A 23,135-nucleotide genomic window follows, 5' to 3' on the forward strand; every position below is an offset into this window, starting at 1 on the left:
GTGCGACCGAAGAAATCCGGTGTGCATTGTGCGCTTGCTGGCACGACGAAGGCGACAGGCCTTTGCGTCGCACTCAAACGATGAAGCCGGCCACCGGCCGGCTTCATCGTCCCTCAGCCTTCGCTGGTCTTGGCCTCGTCCGGCTTCACCCGGAACCACGCCGCATACAGTGCCGGCAGGAACACCAGGGTCAGCACGGTACCGACGATCAGGCCGCCCATGATCGAGATCGCCATCGAACCGTAGAACGCACTGCGCGACAGCGGAATCATCGCCAGCACCGCGGCCAGCGCGGTCAGCACGATCGGGCGGAAGCGGCGCACGGTGGCGTCGATGATGGCGTGCCAGCGGTCGTGACCGGCATCGATGTCCTGCTGGATCTGGTCGATCAGGATCACCGAGTTGCGCATGATCATGCCGGCCAGCGCAATGGTACCCAGCAGTGCCACGAAGCCGAACGGCGCGCGGAACAGCAGCAGGAACAGCGTGGCGCCGATGATGCCCAGCGGCGCGGTGACCAGCACCATGGCCGCACGCGAGAAGCTGCGCAGCTGCAACATCAGCAAGGTCGCCACCACGATCAGGAACAGCGGCATGCCGGCCTTGATCGAATCCTGGCCACGGGTGGAATCCTCCACCGTACCGCCGGTTTCAAGCAGGTAGCCGGACGGCAGCTCGGCACGGATCCCCTCCAGCGTCGGCAGGATCTGCTGCACCACGTCCAGCGGCTGTTTCGCGTCGGCAATGTCGGCGCGCACGGTCACCGTCGGCAGGCGGTTGCGGTGCCAGATGATGCCGTCCTCGAACACGTACTCCAGGCGCGCCACCTGCGACAGCGTCACCGAGGTGCCGCTGGCGGTCGGAATGGCCAGGCTGCCCAGCATGTCCAGCCGCACACGTTCGTTGTCCGGGCCACGCAGCAGCATCTCGATCAGGCGGTTGCCTTCCCGGTAGGTGCTCACGCTCATGCCCGACAACGAGGTGCCCAGCAGCTGGCTCACCTGCGCGCTGCTCACACCCAGTGCGCGTGCACGATCCTGGTCGATCACCAGCCGCACCACTTTGCTCGGCTCGCTCCAATCCAGGTTGACGTTCATCACGTGCGGGTTTGCGCGCACCTTGGCTTCCACCTGCCGTGCGATGGCCTGCACCTGCTCGATATGCTCGCCGGAGATGCGCATCTGCACCGGGTAGCCCACCGGCGGGCCGTTCTCCAGGCGGGTCACGCGCATCTGCACGTCCGGGAACTGCGGAATCACGTCCTTGAGCAACCAGTCGCGGGTCGCCTCACGTGCGGTTGCATTCTCAGTCAGCACCACGAACTGCGAGAAGTTGGTGGCCGGCAGCTGCTGGTCCAAAGGCAGGTAGAAGCGCGGCGAGCCGGTACCCACGTAGGCCACAAAGTTGCTGATGCCCTCACGGTCCTTGAGCAGCGTTTCCAGCTTGGTCGCCTGGGCCTGGGTGGCCTGCAACGAGGCCCCCTCGGCCAGTTCGATGTCCACCATCAGTTCCGGGCGGGTCGAATCCGGGAAGAACTGCTGGGGCACGAAGCGGAAGATCAGCAGCGAGAACACGAACAGCGCGGCCGTGGCGGCGATCACCCACCAGCGATGGCGCAGGCACACATCGAGGAACCTGCGGAAGCGCACGTAGAACGGACGCTGGTACGGATCATGGTCGTGCGCATGCACCTTCGGCGCGATCCAGCGCGCGAACGCGGGATGGCGGTCGGCCCACTGCAGGCGGCGGGCATGCCAGCGCCCGGCCAGGCTGTCCGGCTTGGGCGGCTGCGGGTTGAACAGGTCCGGCAACATCTTGTCGCCCAGGTACGGGATGAACAGCACGGCGGCGATCCACGACACCACCAGCGCGATGGTCACCACCTGGAACAGCGAGCGGGTGTATTCGCCGGTACTGGAGGCGGCCGTGGCGATCGGCAGGAAGCCGGCCGCCGTGATCAGCGTACCGGTCAGCATCGGGAAGGCGGTCGACTCCCACGCGAAGCTGGCCGCGCGCAGGCGGTCGTAGCCCTGCTCCATCTTGGTGGCCATCATCTCCACCGCGATGATCGCATCGTCCACCAGCAGGCCCAGCGCCAGCACCAGCGCGCCCAGGGAAATCTTGTGCAGGCCGATGCCGAAGTAATGCATGACGAAGAAGGTCATCGCCAGCACCAGCGGAATCGTCACGCCCACCACCAGGCCGGTGCGCAGGCCGAGCGAGAAGAAGCTCACCAGCAGCACGATCACCACCGCTTCGGTCAGCACCTGCACGAACTCGCCGACGGACTCTTCCACCGCATGCGGCTGGTCGGAGACCTTGCGCAGCTGCATGCCGGCCGGCAGTGTCTTCTGCAGTCGCTCGAACTCGGCATCCAGCGTACTGCCCAGCTTGAGGATGTCGCCGCCGTCTTTCATTGCCACCGCGATGCCGATGGCGTCTTCGCCCATGAAGCGCATCTTCGGCGACGCCGGATCGGCAAAACCGCGCTTGATCTCGGCGATGTCGCCCAGGTGCACGGTGCGGTCGCCAGCCTGGATCGGGAAGCTGCGGATGTCCTCCACGCGCTTGAACTGGCCGGTGACGCGCAGCTGCACCCGGTCGGTCGGGGTTTCAAAGAAGCTGGTCGCGGCAATGGCATTCTGGTCGGCCAATGCCTGCTGCACCTGCTGCAGCGACACGCCCAGCGTGGCCAGCTTGGTGTTGGACAGCTCGATCCAGACCTTCTCGTCCTGCAGGCCTTCCAGCTCGATCTTGCCCACATCCGGCACGCGCTGCAGTTCCAGCTGGATGCGGTCGGCGTAGTCGCGCATCACCGCGTAGTCGAAGCCCTGGCCGGTCAACGCGTAGATGTTGCCGAAGGTGTCGCCGAATTCGTCGTTGAAGAACGGGCCGACGATTTCGCGCGGCAGCGTCGGCTTGATGTCGCCCACGCGCTTGCGCACCTGGTACCACAGGTCGGGAATCGCCTTGGAGCGCAGGCTGTCGCGCGCCACGAAGATCACCTGCGATTCGCCCGGGCGTGAGTAGGAGCGGATGAACTCGTACTGCCCGGTGTTCAGCAGTGCCTTCTCGATCGGCTCGGTGACCTGGCGTGAGACCTGTTCGGCGGTCGCGCCGGGCCAGTTCGTGCGCACCACCATCACCTTGAAGGTGAACGGTGGATCTTCGGACTGGCCCAGATGCTTGTACGACCACGCGCCGATGATCGCGAAAGCGAGCATCGCAAACAGCACCAGTGGCCGGTTGCCCAGCGCCCATTCGGAGAGGTTGAAGCGGCGCACGGGATCAGTTCCCCTTGCCGGCAGCAGGCGCGGCAGGCTTGGCCGCCGGTGCCTGCACCGGGCGGTTCTGACGATCCACCGCGGTCACCGGCTGGCCCTCGCGCAGCAGATGGCCGCCGGCAGCCACCACCCAGTCGTTCGCGCTCACCCCGCTCAGCACCGGAACGGAGTCAACGCCATACGCCCCGACCGTCACCGGCGTGGCTTTCAACGTGCGCTTGGCCGGATCGACCACCCACACGCTGCTGCGCCCATCGGCACCGCGCTGCACCGCCGCCAGCGGCAACTGCAGCGTGCCCTGGCGACCGGCCGCGGCGAACACGCGCGCGCTCTGGCCCAGCTCGACCTCGGTCAAGGCTTCCGGTGCGAGGCTGACGCGGGTGGCATAGGTACGTCCTTGGGCATCGGCGGCCGGGGCGATCTCACGGATCGTGCCGGCCAGCAGCTGGCCCGGGCGGTTCCACAGTTCCACCTGCACCGGCTGGCCCACCTGGTAATCACGGATGTTGCTTTCCGGCAGGGCGATCACGACTTCGCGGCCGCCATCGGCGGCCAGGGTGAACACGGTCTGCCCGGCGCTGACCACCTGCCCGGCTTCGGCCTGGCGGCTGGCGATCACGCCATCGGCGGGCGCACGCAACTGGGCGTACTCGGCCTGGTTGCGGGCCACGGCCAGATTGGCGCGGGCGGCATTGGCCTGGCCCTGCGCCGCCTTGAAGGCAGCGGTCTGGCTGTCGAGTGCGGACTGGCTGACCAGTTGCTGCTCGGCCAGCGTGGCGTAGCGCTTCTGGTCATCGCGGGCGCGGATCAGATCGGCTTCGGCGGCCGCGAGCTGCGCCTGCGAGGCACTGGCCTGTGAGGCGTAGTCGGCGGCGTCCAGCTCGGCCAGCAGCTGGCCCTTGCGCACGCGCTGGCCGGCATCGACATGGCGCTTGATCAGGCTGCCCCCGACGCGGAACGACAGCGGGCTTTCCTCGCGGGCGCGGATCTCACCGGGATAGGCAGCCACTTCCTGGCCGGTCACAGTGCCCGGGTGGACCACCAGCACCGGCATCGGCGCGACCGGCTCGGCGTCCTGCTTGCCACATGCTGCCAGCGCGATCGCCAGCAACCCACCACCCATCCATCGCATGTTTTTCATGAGGTCCTGGACCTGAAAAGTAACCCGGGAAAAGCCGCTGGAGACACACTGTTCCAGCTGCTTCAATATTGAACCAGCCGGTATAGTATAAATATCGAACCGATTGGTCTAGTATTGATTGGATGACTGATCCGACCTCCTCCACATCGCCCTCCAAGCCGGCCGCCAAGGCCGCCGGGCCGGGGCGCCCGAAGGATCTGGGCAAGCGCGCGGCCATTCTGGACGCCGCCAAATCGCTGTTTGTCGACCAGGGCTACAACGGGGTGAGCATGGACAGCATCGCCGCCCAGGCAGGTGTCTCGAAGCTGACCGTTTACAGCCATTTCGGCGATAAAGAGACCCTTTTCACCGAAGCTGTGCAGTCCAAGTGCGTCGAGATGCTGCCTGACGAACTGTTCGTCACCGACGTCGAAGGCCCGCTGCGCGACCAGCTGATGGGCATCGGCCACGCCTTCTTCAGCCTGATCACCTCCGATGCGGCCGTCGCGGTGCAGCGGGTGATGATGTCCCCGGATACCGATGACCGGATCCGCGAGATGTTCTGGCTGGCCGGCCCGCAGCGGACCACCGACGCGCTCGCTGACTTCCTGCGCGCCCGCACCGCCCGCGGCGAACTGGAGATCACCGACTGCCAGACCGCCGCCCTCCAGTTCCTGACCTTGATCAAGGGCGAGCTGCATACGCATATGATGTGCGGGTTGCGGCCGGCCCCGGCCGAGTGCGATGCCGACGCCCACGTGTCCGCCAGCGTCGACTTTTTCCTGCGGGCGTATGCCCGGCGGCACTAAACTGAATGGACCGGAGGTCGCGGTGACTTCCGGCACTGCGACCCCGGCGCGACGGCAGCGATGCTTTCAGCGCGCCGCCGGCTCCCGGCACCGGTAAAATGGCCGGCCCACTGCGCTGGATATAGAACCTCATGACGATCGATTACTCCCACGCCCGCGAACTGATGGTTGAACAGCAGATCCGCCCCTGGGATGTGCTGGAAATCCGCGTGCTCGATGTACTGGCACGCTTGCCGCGGGAGGCGTTCGTCGCTGAATCGCACCGGGCCCTGGCTTACGCCGATATCGAGCTGCCGCTGGGCAACGGCCAGAAGATGATGAAGCCGGTCATCGAAGGCCGCACGCTGCAGGCGCTGGATCTGCAGCCGGGCGATGAAGTCCTGGAAATCGGCACCGGCAGCGGCTACCTGAGCGCCTGCATGGGCGAACTGGCCCGCGAAGTCCTGAGCCTGGAAATCGATGCCGACCTGGCCACCACCGCGCGCGCGCGTCTGGACGCTGCCGGCCTGGGCAACAACGTCCGCATCGAAACCGCCGACGCCCTGACCTGGGACACCGAGCGCCGCTTCGATGCGATCTGCGTCACCGGCGCGGTGGATGTCATCCCGTCACGTTTCGCCCAGTGGCTGCGTCCCGGCGGTCGACTGTTCGTGATCCGTGGCCGGTCGCCGGTCATGGAAGCGGTGCTGGTCAAGGCGGACGGCACCACTGAATCGCTGTTCGAAACCGATATCGACTACCTGCGCGGTGCCGCCCCGGCACCCCAGTTCCAACTCTGAGTCCAAGGAAGCCGCAATGATCCGCCGATCCCTCGCCTTTGCGCTGGCCGCCGCCCTGCTGCCGATGACCGCCTCTGCCGCCGACCTGCTGCAGGTCTACGAAATGGCGCGCAACGGCGATCCGCAGCTGTCGGCTGCCGAGTCGACCCGTCTGTACGACAAGGAAGGCGCTGTGCAGGCGCGTGCCGCCCTGCTGCCGCAGCTCAACGGCGAGGCCTCGCTCAACCGCAGCCGCACCAACCCGAACCATGATCTGACCTCCAGCTCGTTCACCACCAAGAGCCGGAACTACACGATCAACGGCAGCCAGACCGTCTTCAACTTCACCCAGTTCGCCAACCTGCGTTCGCAGCGCGAACTGAGCCGCGCAGCCGATTTCACCCTGGATTCGGCCAACGACGACCTGATCGTGCGCACCTCGGCGGCGTACTTCAACGTGCTGGTGGGCATTGAATCGCTGTCGGCCGCGCAGACCAACGAAGCCGCTGCCAAGAAGCAGTTCGACTTCGCCGACAAGCGCCTGGAAGTGGGCCTGGCGCCGATCACCGACGTGCACGAAGCCCGCGCCCAGTACGACCAGGCGCGCGCCAACACGATCATCGCGCAGAACACCTTGGCCGACGCATACCAGGCGCTGACCGAACTGACCGGCCAGCCGGTCACCGACCTGCGCGCCCTGCCGGCCGATTTCCGTCCGGAGCTGCCGGCCAAGTACGCCACCATCGATACGCTGGTGAACGAGGCCGTTGCGCAGAACCCGGCGCTGAAGGCGCAGGAACTGAAGGTCAACGCTGCCGAATCCGGCGTCTCGGCCGCCCGCGGCGCGCACTACCCGACCCTGTCGCTGGGTGCCACCGCCGGCAAGTCGGCCAGCTGGGGTGATGTGGTCGGCGACGGCGGCAGCAGCTTCAGCCCGGACCGCCGCACCAACAGCGTCGGCCTGACCTTGAACGTGCCGATCTTCTCCGGCGGCGCCACCCAGTCCGGCGTGCGCCAGGCCCTGGCCCAGCGTGATATCGCCCAGGACGGCTACGAGCAGCAGAAGCGCGCGCTGGATCGCAACACGCGCAATGCCTACCAGACCCTGGTGGCCGGCATCAGCGAAGTGGAAGCGCGTCGCCTGGCCGTCGTGTCGGCACAGAGCGCCTATGACGCCTCGCAGGTCGGCCTGGAAGTTGGTACGCGTACCGTGCTGGATGTGATCCAGAACCAGCGCATCCTGTTCTCCGCGCAGCTGGACTACGCCAACGCCCGCTACACCTTCCTGCAGAACCGTCTGCAGCTGGGCCAGGCGGTCGGCACGCTGGACATCGCCGAACTGCAGGACATCAATCGCCTGCTGACCCAGAAGGCGGCCACGCCGAGCACCACCGTCAACTGATCGACGGCACAGCGCTTGACAGAAAACCACCCGCATGCGGGTGGTTTTTTTATGCGTGCACGTGGTTGATTCCGACACCTCGCGCGCGTCACACACGCGATCACTGCCGTGGCGATTTCATCGCGTAATGCCTACCCGCGCACACTCTCCACCGTGAACCGGTCCACAGTCCGGTACGTGTCGTTGAAAATGGCTTGACCCCTCGGCATGGGCCGACTATGGTCCGCCCCGCACCACCTTCCCTTTCCCTCCAGAGGCCCCCTCCTTGGACAGTCATAGTCGATCTCGTTGCTGCTCCTGAGCCGACGGACCCACTGACCCCAAGGTCGGTTCCGTCCGCACAGGACGGGGCCCACCGGCGCAGCTGACACGCTCGCCCGCCTCGCATCATCCGTATCGCCGTTCCACCGACCCCAAGAAGGGTGCCGCTGGCGTTTCCGTTTGCCTGGAGATTGCCCATGCACGTTTCCCGTGTGTTCGCCCTGCCGCTCGTGGCCGTGGCGATGCTTCCGTTCGACACCCGCGCCGCCGCCAGCCTGATGGTGGATGACGCCTCGATCACCGATGCCGGTCGCTGCCAGCTGGAAAGCTGGGGCCGCCATACCGATGCCGGGTCGGAGTGGACCGCCGTGCCGGCCTGCACCTTCGCCGATACCGAGTGGTCGCTCGGCGTGAGCCATCAACATGCTGCTTCGTCCACGCAATGGGCGCTGGGTGCCAAGCGCGTGCTGCGCGACATCGACCAGCGCCGTTGGGGCCTGGCGCTCAGTGCGGGCGTCGGCAGCGACTGGCGTCACCTGCGTGGCGATGACTGGGGCGTCAACGCGCCCCTGACCCTCGCCCTTGGCGCAAGCGATCGCACGCTGCTGCACCTCAACCTGGGCTGGGCCCGCACGGCCGGCGCACGCGGCCGCACCGAGGGCATCGGCCTGGAAATCGTCACCGCCCCACACTGGTCGCTGCTGGCCGAAACCGCGCGTGACGTCACACGCCAGCGCAGCAGTCAATTCGGCGTCCGCCACGAACTCTGGCGCGGCGCCAGCGTGGATCTGCTGGCCGGTCGTGTGCACCACCAGCGCGATGGCCACTGGATCACGCTCGGCTTCAATCTGGCCTCTGCACCGTAACGCCCTGCGTGCCGACTGACGGCACCGACCGACCGGACCGCGTGCACCTCCGCACACGGCCCATGCACCCACCGATACCTGCCCCGCTCGAGCCCTGCCCGCGCGTCGGCCTTGTGTACCTCAGCGCGCTGCGCTGCTTTTTGCTGGAGAACCACCATGAACCGCGAAGACCTCCTGTTCTCGATCCGCACCCTCTCGCTTTCCCTCGACACGGCCGGCTTTGTCAGCATCGCCGCGACCACGCATCCCTCCGACCTGGTCGATGCGCTCGATGCGCTGAGCGTGGACAAGACACTCCCCTTGCTGATGATGCTCGACCCGCAGGCACGCGCCGAGCTGTTCGCGCACTTCACCGAGATACGCCAGGATCAGCTGCTGGCCGCGATGCCGCGCGAGGCGGTGGTGCAGCTGTTCGAACACATGCCCTCGGATGACCGCGCCGATCTGTACAACCGGCTCGGCGATGATGCCAAGCAGAAACTGCTGCCGGCACTGACCAAAGTCGAGCGCGACGACATCCTCAAGATGGCGTCCTATCCCGAAGGCACGGTCGGCTCGGCGACGACGTCCGATTATGTGTGGGTGTCACCGGAGATGACCGTTGCGCAGGCGCTGGCCCATATCCGCGCCACTGCGCTGCACAGCGAGACGGTGAACATCCTGTTCGTGCTCGACCACACGCTGCGGCTGCGCGGCACGGTGGCCCTGCGTGATCTGGTGTTGGCCAACGAGAACCGCACGGTCGCCTCGATCATGCATGAGCAGCCGGTCGCCGCAAAAGCGCACTGGCCCAGGCTGCAGGCCGCCGAACTGATCCGTCGCTACGATCTGCTCGCGCTGCCGGTGACCAATGGAGGGGACCGCATGATCGGCATCGTCACCGTGGACGATGCGATGGACATCGAGAAGGAACAGGATGCCTCGCAGCTGGCACGCTTTGGCGGCACGGCCAGCGGAAACGGGAACGATCTTGATGTGCGCAGCACGCCGCTGAAGCAGATGTTCCGGGTACGTGTGTTCTGGCTGGCGATCCTGACCTGCTTCGGCATCGTCACCAGCACGTTTGTCGCCGCGCAGGAGGAGCTGCTGTCGCAGGTGATCGTGCTGGCCGCCTTCATCGCCCCGATCGTGGACATGGGCGGCAACACCGGCAGCCAGTCAGCCACGCTGGTGATCCGCAGCATGGCGCTGGGGGAACTGAAACTGAGCTGGCGCGATGTGTGGTTCGTGATCCAGCGCGAACTGCCGGTCGCGGCGGGGCTGGGCATCACCATCGCCGTACTCGAAGCGATCCTGGCCTACTTCAGCAAAGGCGTGGGCATGGACGTGCTGATGGTGGTGGGCTCGAGCATGCTGGTGTGCACCGCGTTGGGCGGCATCATCGGCGCACTGCTGCCCTTCGCCGCACGCCGCATCGGGGCGGATCCGGCCACGCTGTCGGCCCCGTTGATCACCTCGGTCATGGACCTGATCGGCGTGTTCATCTACTTCGGGTTCGCGTATGCCTTCCTGGGTGACCTGCTGGTCTCCGCGGGCTGATGGATCGGCAGGCCTGGTCGCCGCGCATCGCGGCCAGGCCGGTCTCGATCACGCCACCGGCGGCGGCAACTGCGGGGCGATCAGGGCCACGGTGCGCTTGAGCGCACCGCGGCCGTTGCTCACCAGCGCACACCCCGCGCGCGCCATGTCTTCGCGTGCCTGCGGATCGCGCAGCAGGGTCAGCAGTGCATCGCCGACACCGTTGGCATCCTCGGCGATCACCACCGCACCGGCTTCGCGCATGCGCCGGGAAATCTCGGCGAAGTTGTGCAGGTGCGGGCCGGTGACGGCGGCCGTGCCCATCGCCGCCGGCTCCAGCAGGTTGTGCCCGCCGATGGCCTGCAGGCTGCCGCCGACGAAGGCCACCTGCGCACAGCCGTAGAACGACATCAGCTCGCCGAGCGTGTCGATGACGAAGACATCCGTATCGGCCTGCGGCCACTGCTGCTGGCGGCGTGTCGCGACCTTCCAGCCCTGCTCGCGGGCCAGCGCTTCCACCCGCGGGAACCGCTCGGGATGCCGCGGCGCCCACAACAGCAGCAGCCCCGGCATCGCCTCGCGCAGGCGGCGGTGCAGATCGAGGGTGGCCTGCTCTTCGCCCTCGTGCGTGCTGGCGGCGATCCAGACCGGGCGCGTGGCGGGCACCAGATCATGGAAGCGCGCGATGAAGTCCTGCACGTTCGGCGTGGCGATGTCGAATTTCAGATTGCCCAGCGGCTGCACCTGGTCCGGGCGCGCCCCGAGCTGGATGAAGCGCTCGGCATCATCGGCCGACTGTGCGGCCACGCAGGTGACGGTGCGCAGTGCACGGCCGATCAGCGGCCGCAGCAGCCGATAGCCACGCAGCGAGCGCGCCGACAGTCGGGCATTGAGAATGTAGACCGGAATCCGGCGGTCGCGGCAACCGAACAGCAGGTTCGGCCACAGCTCGGTTTCCAGGATCAGCGCCAGGCTGGGCTTGAAGTGACCCAGGAAGCGGCCGACGCTGCCCGGCACGTCGTAGGGCAGGTACACGTGGTCGACCGCATCCCCCCATAGCGCGCGGACCCGTTCGGAGCCGGTCGGGGTGATGGTGGTGATCACCCAGCGGATGTCCGGGCGCAGCGCGCGCAGGGCATTCACCAGCGGCGCGGCGGCATTCACCTCGCCCACCGAGACCGCGTGCAGCCAGACCCGCGGCTGGCCGCTGGAGTGCGGATAGGAGGCATAGCGCTCATCCCAGCGCTGGAAGTACTCGCGCACCCGGAAGCCCCGCCAGACCAGGTGGTACACGGTGATCGGCAACAGCAGGTACAGCACGGCCGAGTACAGGCCGCGCAGGATCCATTCGACAGGACTTTTACGCATGCGCAAAGGATACGGGAGCGGCGCGGGGAAGACACGCCGCGCCGCCGTGATGGCCGCGCCGGGACGCATCCGGGCGCATCCATTAGAATCGAGGCATGTCCGATAACGCTTCCACCGCCACCCGGCCGTCCCTGCGCAATCCGCGCCACTGGCCGACCTTCGCTTTCATGCTGGTCGCCTTCGCGATCGCCCGCCTGCCCTGGATGCTGCAGCGCGCGCTCGGCCGCGGCGTCGGCACGGTCGCCTACCGGCTGGCCAGCAGCCGTCGGCGTGCCGCCGAGGTCAACCTGAAGCTGTGCTTCCCCGAGAAGGACGACGCCTGGCGCCAGCGCCTGCTGCGCGACAGCTTCGACGCGCTGGGCGTGGGCATCTTTGAATTCGCCCGGGCCTGGTGGGGCAGCATCGACAGCATCCGCCCGCAGGTGCAGATCGAAGGGCTGGAACACCTGCACCGCATGCAGGCGCAGGGCCGTGGCGTGCTGCTGGTCTCCGGCCACTTCATGACCCTGGAGATGTGCGGCCGCCTGTTGTGCGACCACGTGGAGCTGTCCGGCATGTACCGCAAGCACCGCAACCCGGTCTACGAATGGGCGGTGAAGTTCGGCCGCCTGCGCTACGCCAAGGCGATGTACGCCAACGAGGATATCCGCGCCACCGTGCGGCACCTGAAGAAGGGCGGCTTCCTCTGGTATGCCCCGGACCAGGACATGCGCGGCAAGGACACGGTGTTCGTGCCGTTCTTCGGCCACACTGCCTCGACCATCACCGCCACCCATCAGCTGGCCCGGATGACCGGCTGTGCGGTGATCCCGTATTTCCACCGTCGCGAAGGCGGGAAGTATTTCCTGAAGATCGGCGCACCGCTGGAGAATTTCCCCAGCGAGGATGTCGAGGCCGATACCGCCCGCGTCAACCAGGCCATCGAAGCGATGGTGCGCGAGGCGCCGGACCAGTACCTGTGGATCCACCGCCGGTTCAAGCGCCAGCCCGGTGGGCGGAGCGATTACTACCGGTAGAGCCACCCCATGGGTGGCTGCACGCCCCCCTCGGTAGAGCCACCCCATGGGTGGCTGCACGCCCCCCTCGGTAGAGCCACCCCATGGGTGGCTGCACGCCCCCCTCGGTAGAGCCACCCCATGGGTGGCTGCATGGTGCCAGACCGCGGGCAGCCACCCATGAGGCGGCTCTACTCTTCCATGGGCCACCGCGACCACGCGTGCGGGTACTCCCCCAGCGCACTGGCCAATCCCGCACGTATCGGGTTGGCGAGGATGTACAGCGCCTAACGGCGCAAGGATTCCTCATTTCTCACGGCGTGGTCGAAGTACCCGTGCTGCCAGAGCTTTCCCGTTCGCTGCAGACGCTCATTCAACAATCGGCTGCTGCGTGATTTGAACAGCAGCATGCAACGAGCCAAGGTGTCTTGCCGCAGTTGGATCAACCAATGCACGTGGTCCGGCATTACCACCCAAGCTAACGCGCAACTGACCCCGCAACGATCCATGTAACGCAGCGTGTCGATGATTACTTCTGCATTGAGGGGATCCTCGAACCACTTGCGCCTGTCGTGCGTGGTGGTGGTGAGCGCGTAGCAATACCCTGGATGCGAGTATCGGCCGCGTTGGAGGCGTGGGCTGGCCATCGCACGAGGGTGCGTTGACCGGGGCGTGGAGCCCATCGGTGGATGGCGCGCGTGTGCGTCGGTATGTCCCCATGCCCGGGCCACAAGCAGCCACGCATGGCGTGGCTCTACCCGTCGTCGCGTGCCAACAGACTGCCCGCATACAGCGCGGCCAGCAGCAGCGTGAGGCCGCCCCAGAAGGTCGAGTAGAACGCCAGATGGGTATTGAGCGGGAACACCGTCACCGCCAGCGCGAGCATCGCCGGGCGCGCGCGCTCGCGGGCCTCGGGGGGTGCAAAACGCCACGCGCGCCACGCCTGGGCCACGGCCGCCAACCACAGCAGCAGGCCGAGGAGGCCGGTTTCGGCGAGGATCTCGAGCACGATCTGGTGCGCGTGCAGTGCTGGGCCGGCGCCCCACACTTCCTGGGCGGCCGGGTCCGGATTGCACGCGGGGTAAGCGTCGCGGAAACCACGCGCACCGACGCCGTTGATCGGATGCGCCTCGATCATGCAGGTTGCTGCGGCCCATATCTGGGCGCGGCCGGACAATGCCTGATTGACGCCGTCGTTCTCACCTTCCCACGCCATGGCGGTGCGCGCGACCCGGTCACCGACCTGCGGCACGCTCACGGTGAGGACGATCGCCCCCACCGCGCCGACCGCAACGCAGGCCAGCAGGCCGCGCACGCCGATCAGCCGCCAGCCGGAGAGCACCAGCACCAGGGCATAGGTCAGCCACGCCGCGCGCGAACCGGCCAAGACCAGCACGACCCCCACTGCGGCGGCCACCAGTGACCAGCCGAGAATGCCGGCACGCCGTGAGGCGGCGAACAACAGGAACGGCGAGAGGCTGGCCAGCACCTGGCCGAATTTGAGGTTGCACGGGCCGAGCACGCCGCTGAGGCGATCCACCGCCGCCATCTCCTGCGGTGAACACAACCCATGGCCGCTGACCGCCCACTTGAGCTGATCCATTGACCAGAACAGCGGGCTGCTGCCGACGATCGCCTGTGCCAGCGCATCCACCGTCCACAGCCCGGTGATCACCGCCAGCCCGCCCAGCGTCAGCGCGCGCCGCTGCGGAGTCGCCACGGCGATCGCCACCAGCCACATGAACGGCAGATAGCGCAGGCCGGCGGCCGCCTTGCGCCACGCAGTGCCGGGGTCGATCGCATCGAAGGCGGAAAATGCCTGCGGCAGCCAGTAACCCAGGAACAGGATGCTGGTCAGTGCCCACGCAGGACTGCTCAGCAGACGTTGCTTGCCCTGCAGGCGCAGCTGCACCATGCGCACCGCCGCGTACAGCGCGCCCAGCACCAGCACGCCCTCGGCGATGCCGGGCAGCGGCCACAACGCGACAAACGCAATCACCCACCACGGCGCCCAGCGGCCCGCACGGGAGCCCGGCGAACCGGGAAGGACGGTGGGCTCAGCCGATGAGGGAGGTATAGAGCTGGAGCGTGTCACGCTGCATGGCCTGCAAGGTAAACGGGATCCGCGTCGGCAGTGAGGGCGGCTGCAGCAGCAACTGCTGCGCGCGCGCCAGCAGTGCATCGGCGTCGCCCAAGGGTACCGCGCCGGAGGGTTGCAGCTGAGTCAACAACTCGCCGACGCCGCCATGGTTCCAGCCCAGCACGGGGCGGCCCACCGACAGCGCTTCGACCACGGTGCGGCCAAACGCTTCGGCCTTGTCCGAGAGCTGCAGCACCAGATCACTGGCCGCATAGGCCTGCGCGATGCGCGAGGTCGGCGCGGTCATCAGCACGGCATCGAACACACCCAGGCTGCGCGCCTGGGCGTCCAGTTCGGCGACATAGGATTCGCGGCCCGGCTCGCGCGTGCCCGGCATCCACAGCTTGGCCGGCACGCCGGCGGCATGTAGTCCTGCCAGCAGGCTCAGCGCGTGGCGATGCCCTTTCAGGCGGGTGCCACGGCCAGGCAGCAACAGCAACGGTGCCTCGCCGACCAGCGCGGGATGCTGCTCGGCCACGGCCAGGCGCGCACGCCGATCCTGCCGGCCCACGCGCGGGAACTGCGCGACATCGACACCACGGGGTATCACCTGCAGGCGCTCGGCCGGCACACTGGGGTAGTGCGCGCGCACGAACTCACGCACGCTGTTGGACACGCAGATCACGCGCTCGCCGCTGGTCATCACCGCGCTGTAGCGACCAGGCGAGTTGAGCCCGTGCACGGTGGTGACCCAATGTGGGCGTGTCGCCGCCGGCAGATTGCGCACGGCGTACAGGCCCAGCCAGGCCGGCAGCCGCGAGCGCGCATGCACGATGTCCGCGCCCACCTCGTTGAACAGGTTGCGCAGGGTCAGCACATGGCGCAGCGTCAGCAGCGATTTGCGGCCGATATCCAGGGTCAGGTGTTCGGCGCCACTGGCGAGCAACGGCTCGACCAGGCGCCCACCGGCGGACACGACGATGGCCCGGTGGCCGGCGGCAACCAGGGCGGAGGCGATCTCAAGGGTGGAGCGTTCGACCCCGCCGGAGTGCAGCGCCGGCAGCAGCTGCACCACGGTCAGTCGGCGCACAGTGTGGTCCGCGGATCAGTCGGCGAGCACGAACACGGCGCCGCAGTACGGGCACGCGGCCTCGCAGTTGGGCTCGTCTTCGATCGGCAGGTACACGCGCGGGTGCGAGTTCCACAGCGCCATTTCCGGCGTCGGGCAGCTCAGCGGCAGGTCGCTGCGGTGCACGGTGTAACGCTTCTCGGCATTGGCGGGCGCGGTGGCGGTATGGCTCATGGCGTGGACACACAAAGGGGGTTGCGAGACCGCCGATTCTAGCATCTGGCGGCCGCCGAAGGCCGCTGCACCCCGCCGGGCACGGCGCGGCGCCGATCACGGCATCCTAGCGGCCACCGGTGTTTTTAAATCGATCCAAATTCATTGTCAATAATGGGCGTTGAAACGAATTTGCCGGATTTAGATCGAACTAATTTCACTTGTCAGGGCCAGTTGTCGTGATGCAGGATCGTCCGGGTACCGATCATCGACCCGATCGCCTGCCCGCCCCCCCACCGGACATGCATCGCCTCTTTCCTGCCGTCTGCCGACGGCTGGGGCGACGCCGTCCGCCGTGGCCATCGATGCGGGTCCTGCCTGCCGCCTGCCCTTCCCGGGAGACCCTTGCATGACCCTGTCCGACCTGCGCCCCGCCCGCCGCGCCCTTCCCCTCGCCCTGGCCCTGGCCTGCGCCTCGATCGCCCTGCCGTCTGCCGCGCAGGGCCTGCAGACCTCGTTCGAGCCGGGTCAGCCCGCCCCGGCCGCCGGCGACGGCGCGCTGCAGGTGCGGATCGGCACCGGGCCGGTGGCGCCCTATGCCGCCAAACCCGGCGTCGGCTACAGCGGCCTGCATGCGCTGCAGTACGCCAGCGCCGGCGGCCACGCGCGCCGCCAGCTGTTCACGACCGACCTGGCCATCGACGCCGATACCACCCTGTCCTGGCTGGTGCTGCCCGAGATCGTCGGCAAGGACACCGTCGCCTCGACCTACGTCTCGCTCGATCTGGTGCTCGACGACGGTAGCCGCGTCTCGGCCAGCACCGCACGTGATCACCACGGCGTGGCGCTGGGTGCGCGTGCGCAGGGCGAATCGAAGACGCTGTACCCGCAGCAGTGGGCGCGCAAAGCCGTTCGCCTGGGCGACACCCCGGCCCTGCGCGGGCGTCGCGTGGTCGCGCTCGAGTTGGAGGTGGCCAGCGCCGACGGCGCACCGGTGGCCGGCTGGATCGACGATGTCCGCCTGGACGCGCAACCGCGCAGCACGCCGCAGCGTCCCTCCGACTGGGTGCTGACCACCCGCGGCACGCAGGCCAATGGCACCTTCTCGCGCGGCAACAATTTCCCGGCCACCGCCGTGCCGCACGGCTTCAATTTCTGGACGCCGGTGACCGACGCCGGCTCACTGACCTGGCTGTATCGCTGGAACGAGCAGAACGATGCGGCCAACCGGCCCCGCCTGCAGGCGCTGGCGCTGAGCCACCAGCCCAGCCCGTGGATGGGCGACCGCCAGACCTTCCAGGTGATGCCGTCGGCGACCCGTGGCGTGCCCGAGGCCGACCGCAGCAAGCGTGCGCTGAGCTTCTCGCGCGACAATGAGCAGGCCCGCCCGTACCGCTATGACGTGCGCTTCGACAACGGCATCGCCGCCTCGATCGCACCGACCGACCACGCCGCGGTGTTCCGCTTCGCGTTCCCCGCAGGCGGTGATGCCAACCTGCTGTTCGACAACGTCGACGCGCGCGGCGGGCTGACGCTGGATGCCGCCACGCAGACACTCTCCGGCTATACCGACACGCGCAGCGGCCTGTCCACCGGCGCCACCCGCATGTACGTGGTGGCCAGCTTCGACCGCCCGTGGCGCAGCAGCGGCACGGTGAAGACCGGACGCCCGACCGGCTACATCAAGTTCGATGCGGGTTCCGACCGTCGCGTCTCCATGCGCATCGCCACCTCGTTGATCTCTGTCGAGCAGGCCCGTCATAACCTCGCCCTGGAAGTGGCTGCTGCCGACGATGTGGATCGCGTGGCCGCGCGTGCGCAGGAGGCGTGGGACCAGCGCCTGGCCCGCTTCGATGTGGGCGATGCCAGTGACGACCAGAAGACCACCTTGTACTCCAACCTGTACCGCCTCTACCTCTACCCCAATTCCGGCCATGAAAACGCCGGCACCGCGGCGGCACCGGACTGGCGTTATGCCAGCCAGGCCAGCGCCTCGGATGAGAACACCGATGGCAGCGCCACGCGCAGCTTCGCGCCGGTGCGCGACGGCAAGGTGTACGTCAACAACGGCTTCTGGGATACCTTCCGCACCACCTGGCCGGCCTATGCGCTGTTCACCAAGGACGATGCCGGCGCGCTGGTGCAGGGTTTCCTGGAGCAGTACCGCGCCGGTGGTTGGGTCGCGCGCTGGTCCTCGCCCGGCTATGCCGATCTGATGGTGGGCACCAGTTCGGACGTGGCCTTCGCCGATGCGTGGCTGAAGGGCATCGGCGGCTTCGACCCGCAGGAGGCCTACGCTGCCGCACTGAAGAACGCGACCGTGGTGCCGCCGGACCGCCATGTCGGACGCAAAGGCATGGACCGCTCCACCTTCCGTGGCTATGCCACCGCCGATGTGCACGAAGGCATGTCGTGGACGATGGAAGGCGCACTCAACGATTTCGGCGTGGCCAACATGGCCGAGGTGCTGGCCAAGCAGGCCGATACGCCGGCCGCGCGCGAACGCTATGCCACCGAGGCCGACTACTTCCGCCACCGTGCGGGCACCTACGCCACGTTGTTCGACCCCGCCGCAGGCTTCTTCCAGGGTCGCAAACCAGATGGTAGCTGGCGCCTGGACGCCAAGGACTATGACCCGCGCGTGTGGGGCCATGACTACACCGAATCCAACGGCTGGACGTTCGCTTTCACCGCCGCGCACGACGGCGAAGGCCTGGCGGCGCTGTACGGCGGGCGCGCGCAGCTGGCGGCCAAGCTGGACACGTTCTTCGCCACGCCGGAGACCGCCGACGCCGCGTTCTCCGGCTCCTACGGCGGCACCATCCATGAAATGACCGAAGCGCGCGATGTGCGCATGGGCATGTACGCGCACAGCAACCAGCCGGCGCACCACATTCCGTGGATGTACCTGTATGCCGGGCAGCCGTGGAAGACCCAGCAGCATGTGCGCGAAATCCTGTCGCGCCTGTACCTGGGCAGCGAGATCGGCCAGGGCTACCCGGGCGATGAGGACAACGGCGAGACCTCGGCGTGGTATCTGTTCGCCTCGCTGGGCATCTACCCGCTGCGCATGGGTGCACCGGAGTACGTGATCGGCTCGCCGCTGTTCCGCCATGCCCGCGTCGAGCTGCAGGGCGGCGCGGTACTGACCGTCAACGCACCGGAAAACTCGGACCGCAACATCTACGTGCAGTCGCTGAAGGTCAACGGCACGCCGTGGACCAAGACCTGGCTGCCGCACGAGTTGCTGGCCAAGGGCGCCACGCTGGACTTCGTCATGGGCCCGGAACCCTCGCGCTGGGGCACCGGCCCGGATGATGCACCGCGCTCGCTCACCGCGCGCGGCCAGCAGCCGGCCCTGCTGCATGATCTGCTGGGCGGTGGGGCCACCGCCCAGCTCGGCGATGGCCGCGCGGCGGAGGCCCTGATCGATGACGATGCGGCCACGGCACTGCCGTTGGGCGGCTCGAGCACGATCACCTTCAGCAACGTCGCCGCGGGCACGCCGTCGATGTACACGCTGACCAGCGGCAATGGCCCCATCCGCGGCGGTGAATGGACCCTGGAAGCGCGCACCACCGGTGGTCGCTGGGTGCAGGTCGACCAGCGCCGCGGCGAAGCCTTCGCCTGGGCGATGCAGACCCGACCGTTCCGCATCGCCCAGCCGGGCCGCTACGCCGAGTACCGGCTGCGCATCGGTGCACCGGGTCGCCTGCAGCTGGCGGAAGTCGAACTGCTCGCACCGGCGGCGGCGCGATGAGCACTGCCCTGCCGATCACCCGCTGCCTGCTGACCGCCCTGCTCGTCAGCGCCGGGCTCGCCGATGCGCACGCATTCGAGACCACGCAGACCCGCGAGGACGTGACCCTGCACTACCGCGACGCCAGCGATGCGCTGGCCGCGCCGGTCCGGGAGCGCATCATCGAGACCTTCTTCGGCGCGTATCTGCGCGAGCGCGCCGATTTCCATCCGGCCGCACCGACGCAGGTCGGCATCGTGATCGACCCGGCTTACGACGGCATCGCCTTTGTCGGCGAGAAGGCGCAGGCGGCGACGATCACGATCAATCCGGCCTGGCTGGCCAAGCACCCGGGTGACATCGATCTGGTCACGCATGAGGCGATGCACATCGTGCAGGGCTACCCGGAGTACGCCAATGCGCGCGTGCCGGGCTGGCTGGTGGAAGGCATCGCCGATTACGCGCGCAACCGCTACGGCAAGGACAACGCCGGGGCGGGCTGGGCATTGCCGACGCAGGTCAAACCGGAGCAGAACTTCGATACCGGCTACCGGGTCACCGCTGCGTTCCTGGCGTGGAGCGAGGCGCAGCACCCCGGGCTGGTGAAGGCGCTGGATGGCGCCCTGCGTGAGGGCCGTTATACGCCGGCGCTGTGGGAAACGCTCAGCGGTACATCGCTGCCGCGGTTGTGGGCGCAGTACGTGCGGACACGCTGATTGCTCCGCGGGCCTGATCGGCGTCTGCGAGGAGCCGGCCAGCGGCCGGCACTACCGGTGCCATCGGTGCCATCGGTGCCCACGGTGCCATCGGTGCCATCGGTGCCATCGGTGCCATCGGTCCCATCGGTCCCATCGGTGCCATCGGTCCCATCGGTCCCATCGGTGCCCACAGGGCCATCGGTGCCATCGGTGCCATCGGTGCCCACGGGGCGATGGCAGGTAACGACGGTGGGTCGGTAGGCTTTCGTGGGTCAGCGCGCGCCGACCAAGCCGGCGTACAACGCGAACAACTGCTGGAAATACCGCTTCGTGCGTGGATCGCGCATGACACCGTTCCCGTGGCTGATCGTGGAGGAGCTGGTCGGGCCCAGGGTGGCGACGCCCCCACCGGAGCGCCACCACGGCCGGGCCGCGTGGGGGTATTGGGCGCTTGGGAGGTTGCAGAGCCATGACGTCTGTGCGGCGCGTGTGTGGCAGATGCACGTGCCACAGCGACCGCACGGCGAAGGCAAAAAGGGACCGTCGCGTCGTTCCTGTTACTGAGGCCTGCCGACCCACGGTCGGCAGCTACCCGTTTCGCAGCGCGAAACCAAAACGCGCCCCGAAGGGCGCGTTTTGGCAACTTGAGGTGGAAAGAACGCTTTAGGCGTTCTTCTCCGCCTCAAGCTGCTTGCGGATCTGCGCATCCACGGCCGCGATGGCGGTCATGTTGAGCACGCGGCGCGAGGTCGCGCTGGTGGTCAGGATGTGCACCGGCTTGGCCACGCCCATCAGGATCGGGCCGATCGCCACGCCGTCGGTGAACACGCGCACCAGGTTGTAGGCGATGTTGGCCGCTTCCAGGTTGGGCAGCACGAACAGGTTGGCACGGCCCTTGAGCGTGCTGTTGGGCAGCAGCTTCTGGCGCAGGGCTTCATCCCATGCGGTATCGCCCTGCATTTCGCCATCCACGTTCAAGCGCGGGTTGCGCTTGAGCAGCATCTCGCGGACCGCCCGCATCTTCAGCGCGTCCTTGGAGTCGTGGCTGCCGAAGTTGGAGTGCGACAGCAGCGCCACCTTCGGTTCGATGCCGAACAGCTTCATGCGATACGCCGCCTGCAGCGTCGCTTCGGTGATCTGCTCGGCGGTCGGGTCTTCCTGCACGTGGGTATCCACGAAGAAGAACACGCCCTGCTGGTTGATCACGCCGGTCATCGCCGAGGTGGAGGTCACCTTGGCTTCCAGCGGCAGCACGCTGCGCACGTAGCCAAGCTTCTTGTGGAAGCGGCCGACCACGCCGGTCAGCATCGCATCGGCTTCGCCACGCGCCACCATCACTGCCGCGATCAGGGTCGGGCGCGAGCGCATCAGGTTCTTGGCGGCGGCCACGGTCACACCGCGACGGCCGGTGAGGTTGTGGTAGTACTGCCAGTACTCGTTGAAGCGCGGATCGTCGTTGATGTTGGTGATGTCGAAATCGACACCGGCCTTCATGCGCAGGCCGAGGCGCTCGACCCGGGCCTCGATCACGTCCGGGCGGCCGATCAGGATCGGCTGCGCCAGGCCTTCATCGACCACGTTCTGCACCGCGCGCAGCACCACTTCTTCCTCGCCTTCGGCGTACACCACGCGCTGCTTGTCCGAGCGGGCGCGGTCGTAGACCGGCTTCATCATCAGGCTGGTGCGGTAGACGAACTGGGCCAGCTTCTCGCGGTAGGCGCCCATGTCGGCGACCGGACGGGTGGCTACGCCGGAATCCATCGCGGCCTGCGCCACGGCAGCCGACAGCTCCACCAGCAGGCGGCGATCGAACGGACGCGGAATCAGGTAGTCACGGCCGAAGCTCGGGGTCTCATCGCCATAGGCCGAGCCCAGGTCGCTGGCCTCGCGGCGTGCCATCGCGGCGATCGCGTGCACGCAGGCGATCTTCATTTCTTCGTTGATCGCGGTCGCGCCGACGTCCAGCGCACCGCGGAACAGGTACGGGAAGCACAGCACGTTGTTGATCTGGTTCGGGTAGTCCGAACGACCGGTACCGATCAGTGCGTCCGGGCGGACCGAACGGGCCACTTCCGGCATGATTTCCGGGGTCGGGTTGGCCAGGGCGAAGATCACCGGATCCTTGGCCATGGTCTTGACCATGTCCGCGGTCAGGATGCCCGGGGCCGACAGGCCCAGGAAGATGTCCGCACCATCGACGATCTCGGCCAGCGTGCGCTTGTCGGTATCACGCGCGTAACGCGCCTTCTCCGGGTCCAGGTCGGTGCGGCCGGTGTGGATCACGCCGTCGCGGTCGAAGGCCAGGATGTTCTCTTTCTTCAGGCCCAGCGAGACCAGCATGTTGACGCAGGAGATACCCGCTGCGCCCATGCCGGTGGTGGCCAGCTTCACGTCTTCGATCTTCTTGCCGGTGACGAGCATGGCGTTGAGCACGGCCGCGCCGACGATGATCGCGGTGCCGTGCTGGTCGTCATGGAACACCGGGATGTTCATCCGCTCGCGCAGCTTGCGCTCCACGATGAAGCATTCCGGCGCCTTGATGTCTTCCAGGTTGATGCCGCCGAAGGTCGGCTCCAGCGAGGCGATGATGTCGACCAGCTTGTCCGGGTCGTTCTCATCGATCTCGATGTCGAACACATCGATGCCGGCGAACTTCTGGAACAGCACGCCCTTGCCTTCCATCACCGGCTTGCCGGCCAGCGGGCCGATGTTGCCCAGGCCCAGCACGGCGGTGCCATTGGAGATCACGGCGACAAGATTGCCGCGGGCGGTCAGTTCACTGGCCTGCTGCGGGTCGGCCATGATCGCCTCGCAGGCGTGTGCCACGCCCGGGGAGTACGCCAACGACAGATCGCGCTGGGTCAACATCGGCTTGGTCGCGGTGACCTTGATCTTGCCGGGCGGCGAGAGCCGGTGATAGTCGAGGGCTGCCTGTTTGAAATCTTCGTTGGACAT

At 67.4% G+C, this 23,135-nt stretch carries 16 protein-coding genes; 8 read left to right on the top strand and 8 right to left on the bottom strand.

All coding sequences use genetic code 11. The features are described 5' to 3' along the window. Positions 1-113: 113 nt before the first annotated feature. Complete coding sequence (locus ABE422_RS13705; protein ID WP_313209152.1) at positions 114-3,284, bottom strand: efflux RND transporter permease subunit; 3,171 nt, start codon at positions 3,282-3,284, stop codon at positions 114-116. 4 nt (positions 3,285-3,288) lie between these two features. Next, entirely contained in the window at positions 3,289-4,425 is a 1,137-nt protein-coding gene (locus ABE422_RS13710) for an efflux RND transporter periplasmic adaptor subunit (protein ID WP_346483155.1), read from the bottom strand. A 122-nt stretch (positions 4,426-4,547) separates the two neighbouring features. Between ABE422_RS13710 and ABE422_RS13715 the strand changes: the two genes are divergently transcribed. The 5 genes from ABE422_RS13715 to mgtE all read left to right on the top strand — a co-directional run bounded on the left by ABE422_RS13715 (position 4,548) and on the right by mgtE (position 10,039). Next, positions 4,548-5,213, top strand: a complete 666-nt coding sequence (locus ABE422_RS13715; protein WP_346483156.1) for a TetR/AcrR family transcriptional regulator — start codon at positions 4,548-4,550, stop codon at positions 5,211-5,213. Positions 5,214-5,344: 131 nt separating this feature from the next. Continuing rightward, positions 5,345-5,992 (top strand): protein-L-isoaspartate O-methyltransferase, encoded by a 648-nt coding sequence (locus ABE422_RS13720; protein ID WP_313209149.1) that lies wholly within the window; start codon positions 5,345-5,347, stop codon positions 5,990-5,992. 16 nt (positions 5,993-6,008) lie between these two features. Further along, positions 6,009-7,373, top strand: coding sequence for a TolC family outer membrane protein (locus ABE422_RS13725; protein ID WP_121039628.1), 1,365 nt, complete (start codon positions 6,009-6,011; stop codon positions 7,371-7,373). Between the two features lie 458 nt (positions 7,374-7,831). After that, a complete protein-coding gene (locus tag ABE422_RS13730; RefSeq protein WP_346483157.1) occupies positions 7,832-8,500 on the top strand; it encodes a hypothetical protein in 669 nt (222 codons plus the stop codon). A gap of 156 nt (positions 8,501-8,656) precedes the next feature. After that, on the top strand, positions 8,657-10,039 hold the full coding sequence (gene mgtE, locus ABE422_RS13735) for a magnesium transporter (RefSeq protein ID WP_346483158.1): 1,383 nt from the start codon (positions 8,657-8,659) through the stop codon (positions 10,037-10,039). 48 nt (positions 10,040-10,087) lie between these two features. Here mgtE and waaA read toward each other — a convergent pair whose 3' ends face one another. After that, positions 10,088-11,386 (bottom strand): lipid IV(A) 3-deoxy-D-manno-octulosonic acid transferase, encoded by a 1,299-nt coding sequence (gene waaA, locus ABE422_RS13740; protein WP_313209146.1) that lies wholly within the window; start codon positions 11,384-11,386, stop codon positions 10,088-10,090. A gap of 95 nt (positions 11,387-11,481) precedes the next feature. On the opposite strand from waaA, the gene ABE422_RS13745 reads away from it, so the two are divergent. Then, entirely contained in the window at positions 11,482-12,402 is a 921-nt protein-coding gene (locus tag ABE422_RS13745; RefSeq protein ID WP_313209145.1) for an LpxL/LpxP family Kdo(2)-lipid IV(A) lauroyl/palmitoleoyl acyltransferase, read from the top strand. Positions 12,403-12,668: 266 nt separating this feature from the next. On the opposite strand, the gene ABE422_RS13750 is transcribed toward ABE422_RS13745, so the two are convergent. The 4 genes from ABE422_RS13750 to ABE422_RS13765 form a co-directional block, all read right to left on the bottom strand. Further along, entirely contained in the window at positions 12,669-13,064 is a 396-nt protein-coding gene (locus tag ABE422_RS13750) for a transposase (protein WP_346483159.1), read from the bottom strand. A gap of 71 nt (positions 13,065-13,135) precedes the next feature. After that, positions 13,136-14,380: an O-antigen ligase family protein gene (locus ABE422_RS13755; protein WP_346483160.1), complete on the bottom strand. Its 1,245-nt coding sequence runs from the start codon at positions 14,378-14,380 to the stop codon at positions 13,136-13,138. Between the two features lie 58 nt (positions 14,381-14,438). Next, entirely contained in the window at positions 14,439-15,551 is a 1,113-nt protein-coding gene (locus ABE422_RS13760) for a glycosyltransferase (protein ID WP_313219632.1), read from the bottom strand. A 15-nt stretch (positions 15,552-15,566) separates the two neighbouring features. Further along, positions 15,567-15,764: a zinc-finger domain-containing protein gene (locus ABE422_RS13765; RefSeq protein ID WP_019183790.1), complete on the bottom strand. Its 198-nt coding sequence runs from the start codon at positions 15,762-15,764 to the stop codon at positions 15,567-15,569. 388 nt (positions 15,765-16,152) lie between these two features. Between ABE422_RS13765 and ABE422_RS13770 the strand changes: the two genes are divergently transcribed. Both ABE422_RS13770 and ABE422_RS13775 read left to right on the top strand, forming a co-directional pair. Further along, positions 16,153-19,503 (top strand): GH92 family glycosyl hydrolase, encoded by a 3,351-nt coding sequence (locus tag ABE422_RS13770; protein WP_346483161.1) that lies wholly within the window; start codon positions 16,153-16,155, stop codon positions 19,501-19,503. Then, positions 19,500-20,198, top strand: a complete 699-nt coding sequence (locus ABE422_RS13775; RefSeq protein WP_313209140.1) for a basic secretory protein-like protein — start codon at positions 19,500-19,502, stop codon at positions 20,196-20,198. Before ABE422_RS13770 ends, ABE422_RS13775 begins: the two co-directional genes overlap by 4 nt. 645 nt (positions 20,199-20,843) lie before the next feature. On the opposite strand, the gene ABE422_RS13780 is transcribed toward ABE422_RS13775, so the two are convergent. Continuing rightward, positions 20,844-23,135 carry an NADP-dependent malic enzyme gene (locus tag ABE422_RS13780; protein ID WP_121039652.1) on the bottom strand — a complete coding sequence of 764 codons (2,292 nt, stop codon included), beginning with the start codon at positions 23,133-23,135 and terminating at the stop codon, positions 20,844-20,846.

This window comes from Stenotrophomonas sp. TWI1151 (assembly GCF_039673135.1).
Classification (GTDB): Bacteria; Pseudomonadota; Gammaproteobacteria; order Xanthomonadales; family Xanthomonadaceae; genus Stenotrophomonas.

Coding starts and splice junctions, on each gene's coding strand:
- ABE422_RS13710 (WP_346483155.1), bottom strand. CDS start 4,425: ATGAAAAACATGCGATGGATGGGTGGTGGGTTGCTGGCGATCGCGCTG.
- ABE422_RS13715 (WP_346483156.1), top strand. CDS start 4,548: ATGACTGATCCGACCTCCTCCACATCGCCCTCCAAGCCGGCCGCCAAG.
- ABE422_RS13720 (WP_313209149.1), top strand. CDS start 5,345: ATGACGATCGATTACTCCCACGCCCGCGAACTGATGGTTGAACAGCAG.
- ABE422_RS13725 (WP_121039628.1), top strand. CDS start 6,009: ATGATCCGCCGATCCCTCGCCTTTGCGCTGGCCGCCGCCCTGCTGCCG.
- ABE422_RS13730 (WP_346483157.1), top strand. CDS start 7,832: ATGCACGTTTCCCGTGTGTTCGCCCTGCCGCTCGTGGCCGTGGCGATG.
- mgtE (WP_346483158.1), top strand. CDS start 8,657: ATGAACCGCGAAGACCTCCTGTTCTCGATCCGCACCCTCTCGCTTTCC.
- waaA (WP_313209146.1), bottom strand. CDS start 11,386: ATGCGTAAAAGTCCTGTCGAATGGATCCTGCGCGGCCTGTACTCGGCC.
- ABE422_RS13745 (WP_313209145.1), top strand. CDS start 11,482: ATGTCCGATAACGCTTCCACCGCCACCCGGCCGTCCCTGCGCAATCCG.
- ABE422_RS13750 (WP_346483159.1), bottom strand. CDS start 13,064: ATGGGCTCCACGCCCCGGTCAACGCACCCTCGTGCGATGGCCAGCCCA.
- ABE422_RS13765 (WP_019183790.1), bottom strand. CDS start 15,764: ATGAGCCATACCGCCACCGCGCCCGCCAATGCCGAGAAGCGTTACACC.
- ABE422_RS13770 (WP_346483161.1), top strand. CDS start 16,153: ATGACCCTGTCCGACCTGCGCCCCGCCCGCCGCGCCCTTCCCCTCGCC.
- ABE422_RS13775 (WP_313209140.1), top strand. CDS start 19,500: ATGAGCACTGCCCTGCCGATCACCCGCTGCCTGCTGACCGCCCTGCTC.
- ABE422_RS13780 (WP_121039652.1), bottom strand. CDS start 23,135: ATGTCCAACGAAGATTTCAAACAGGCAGCCCTCGACTATCACCGGCTC.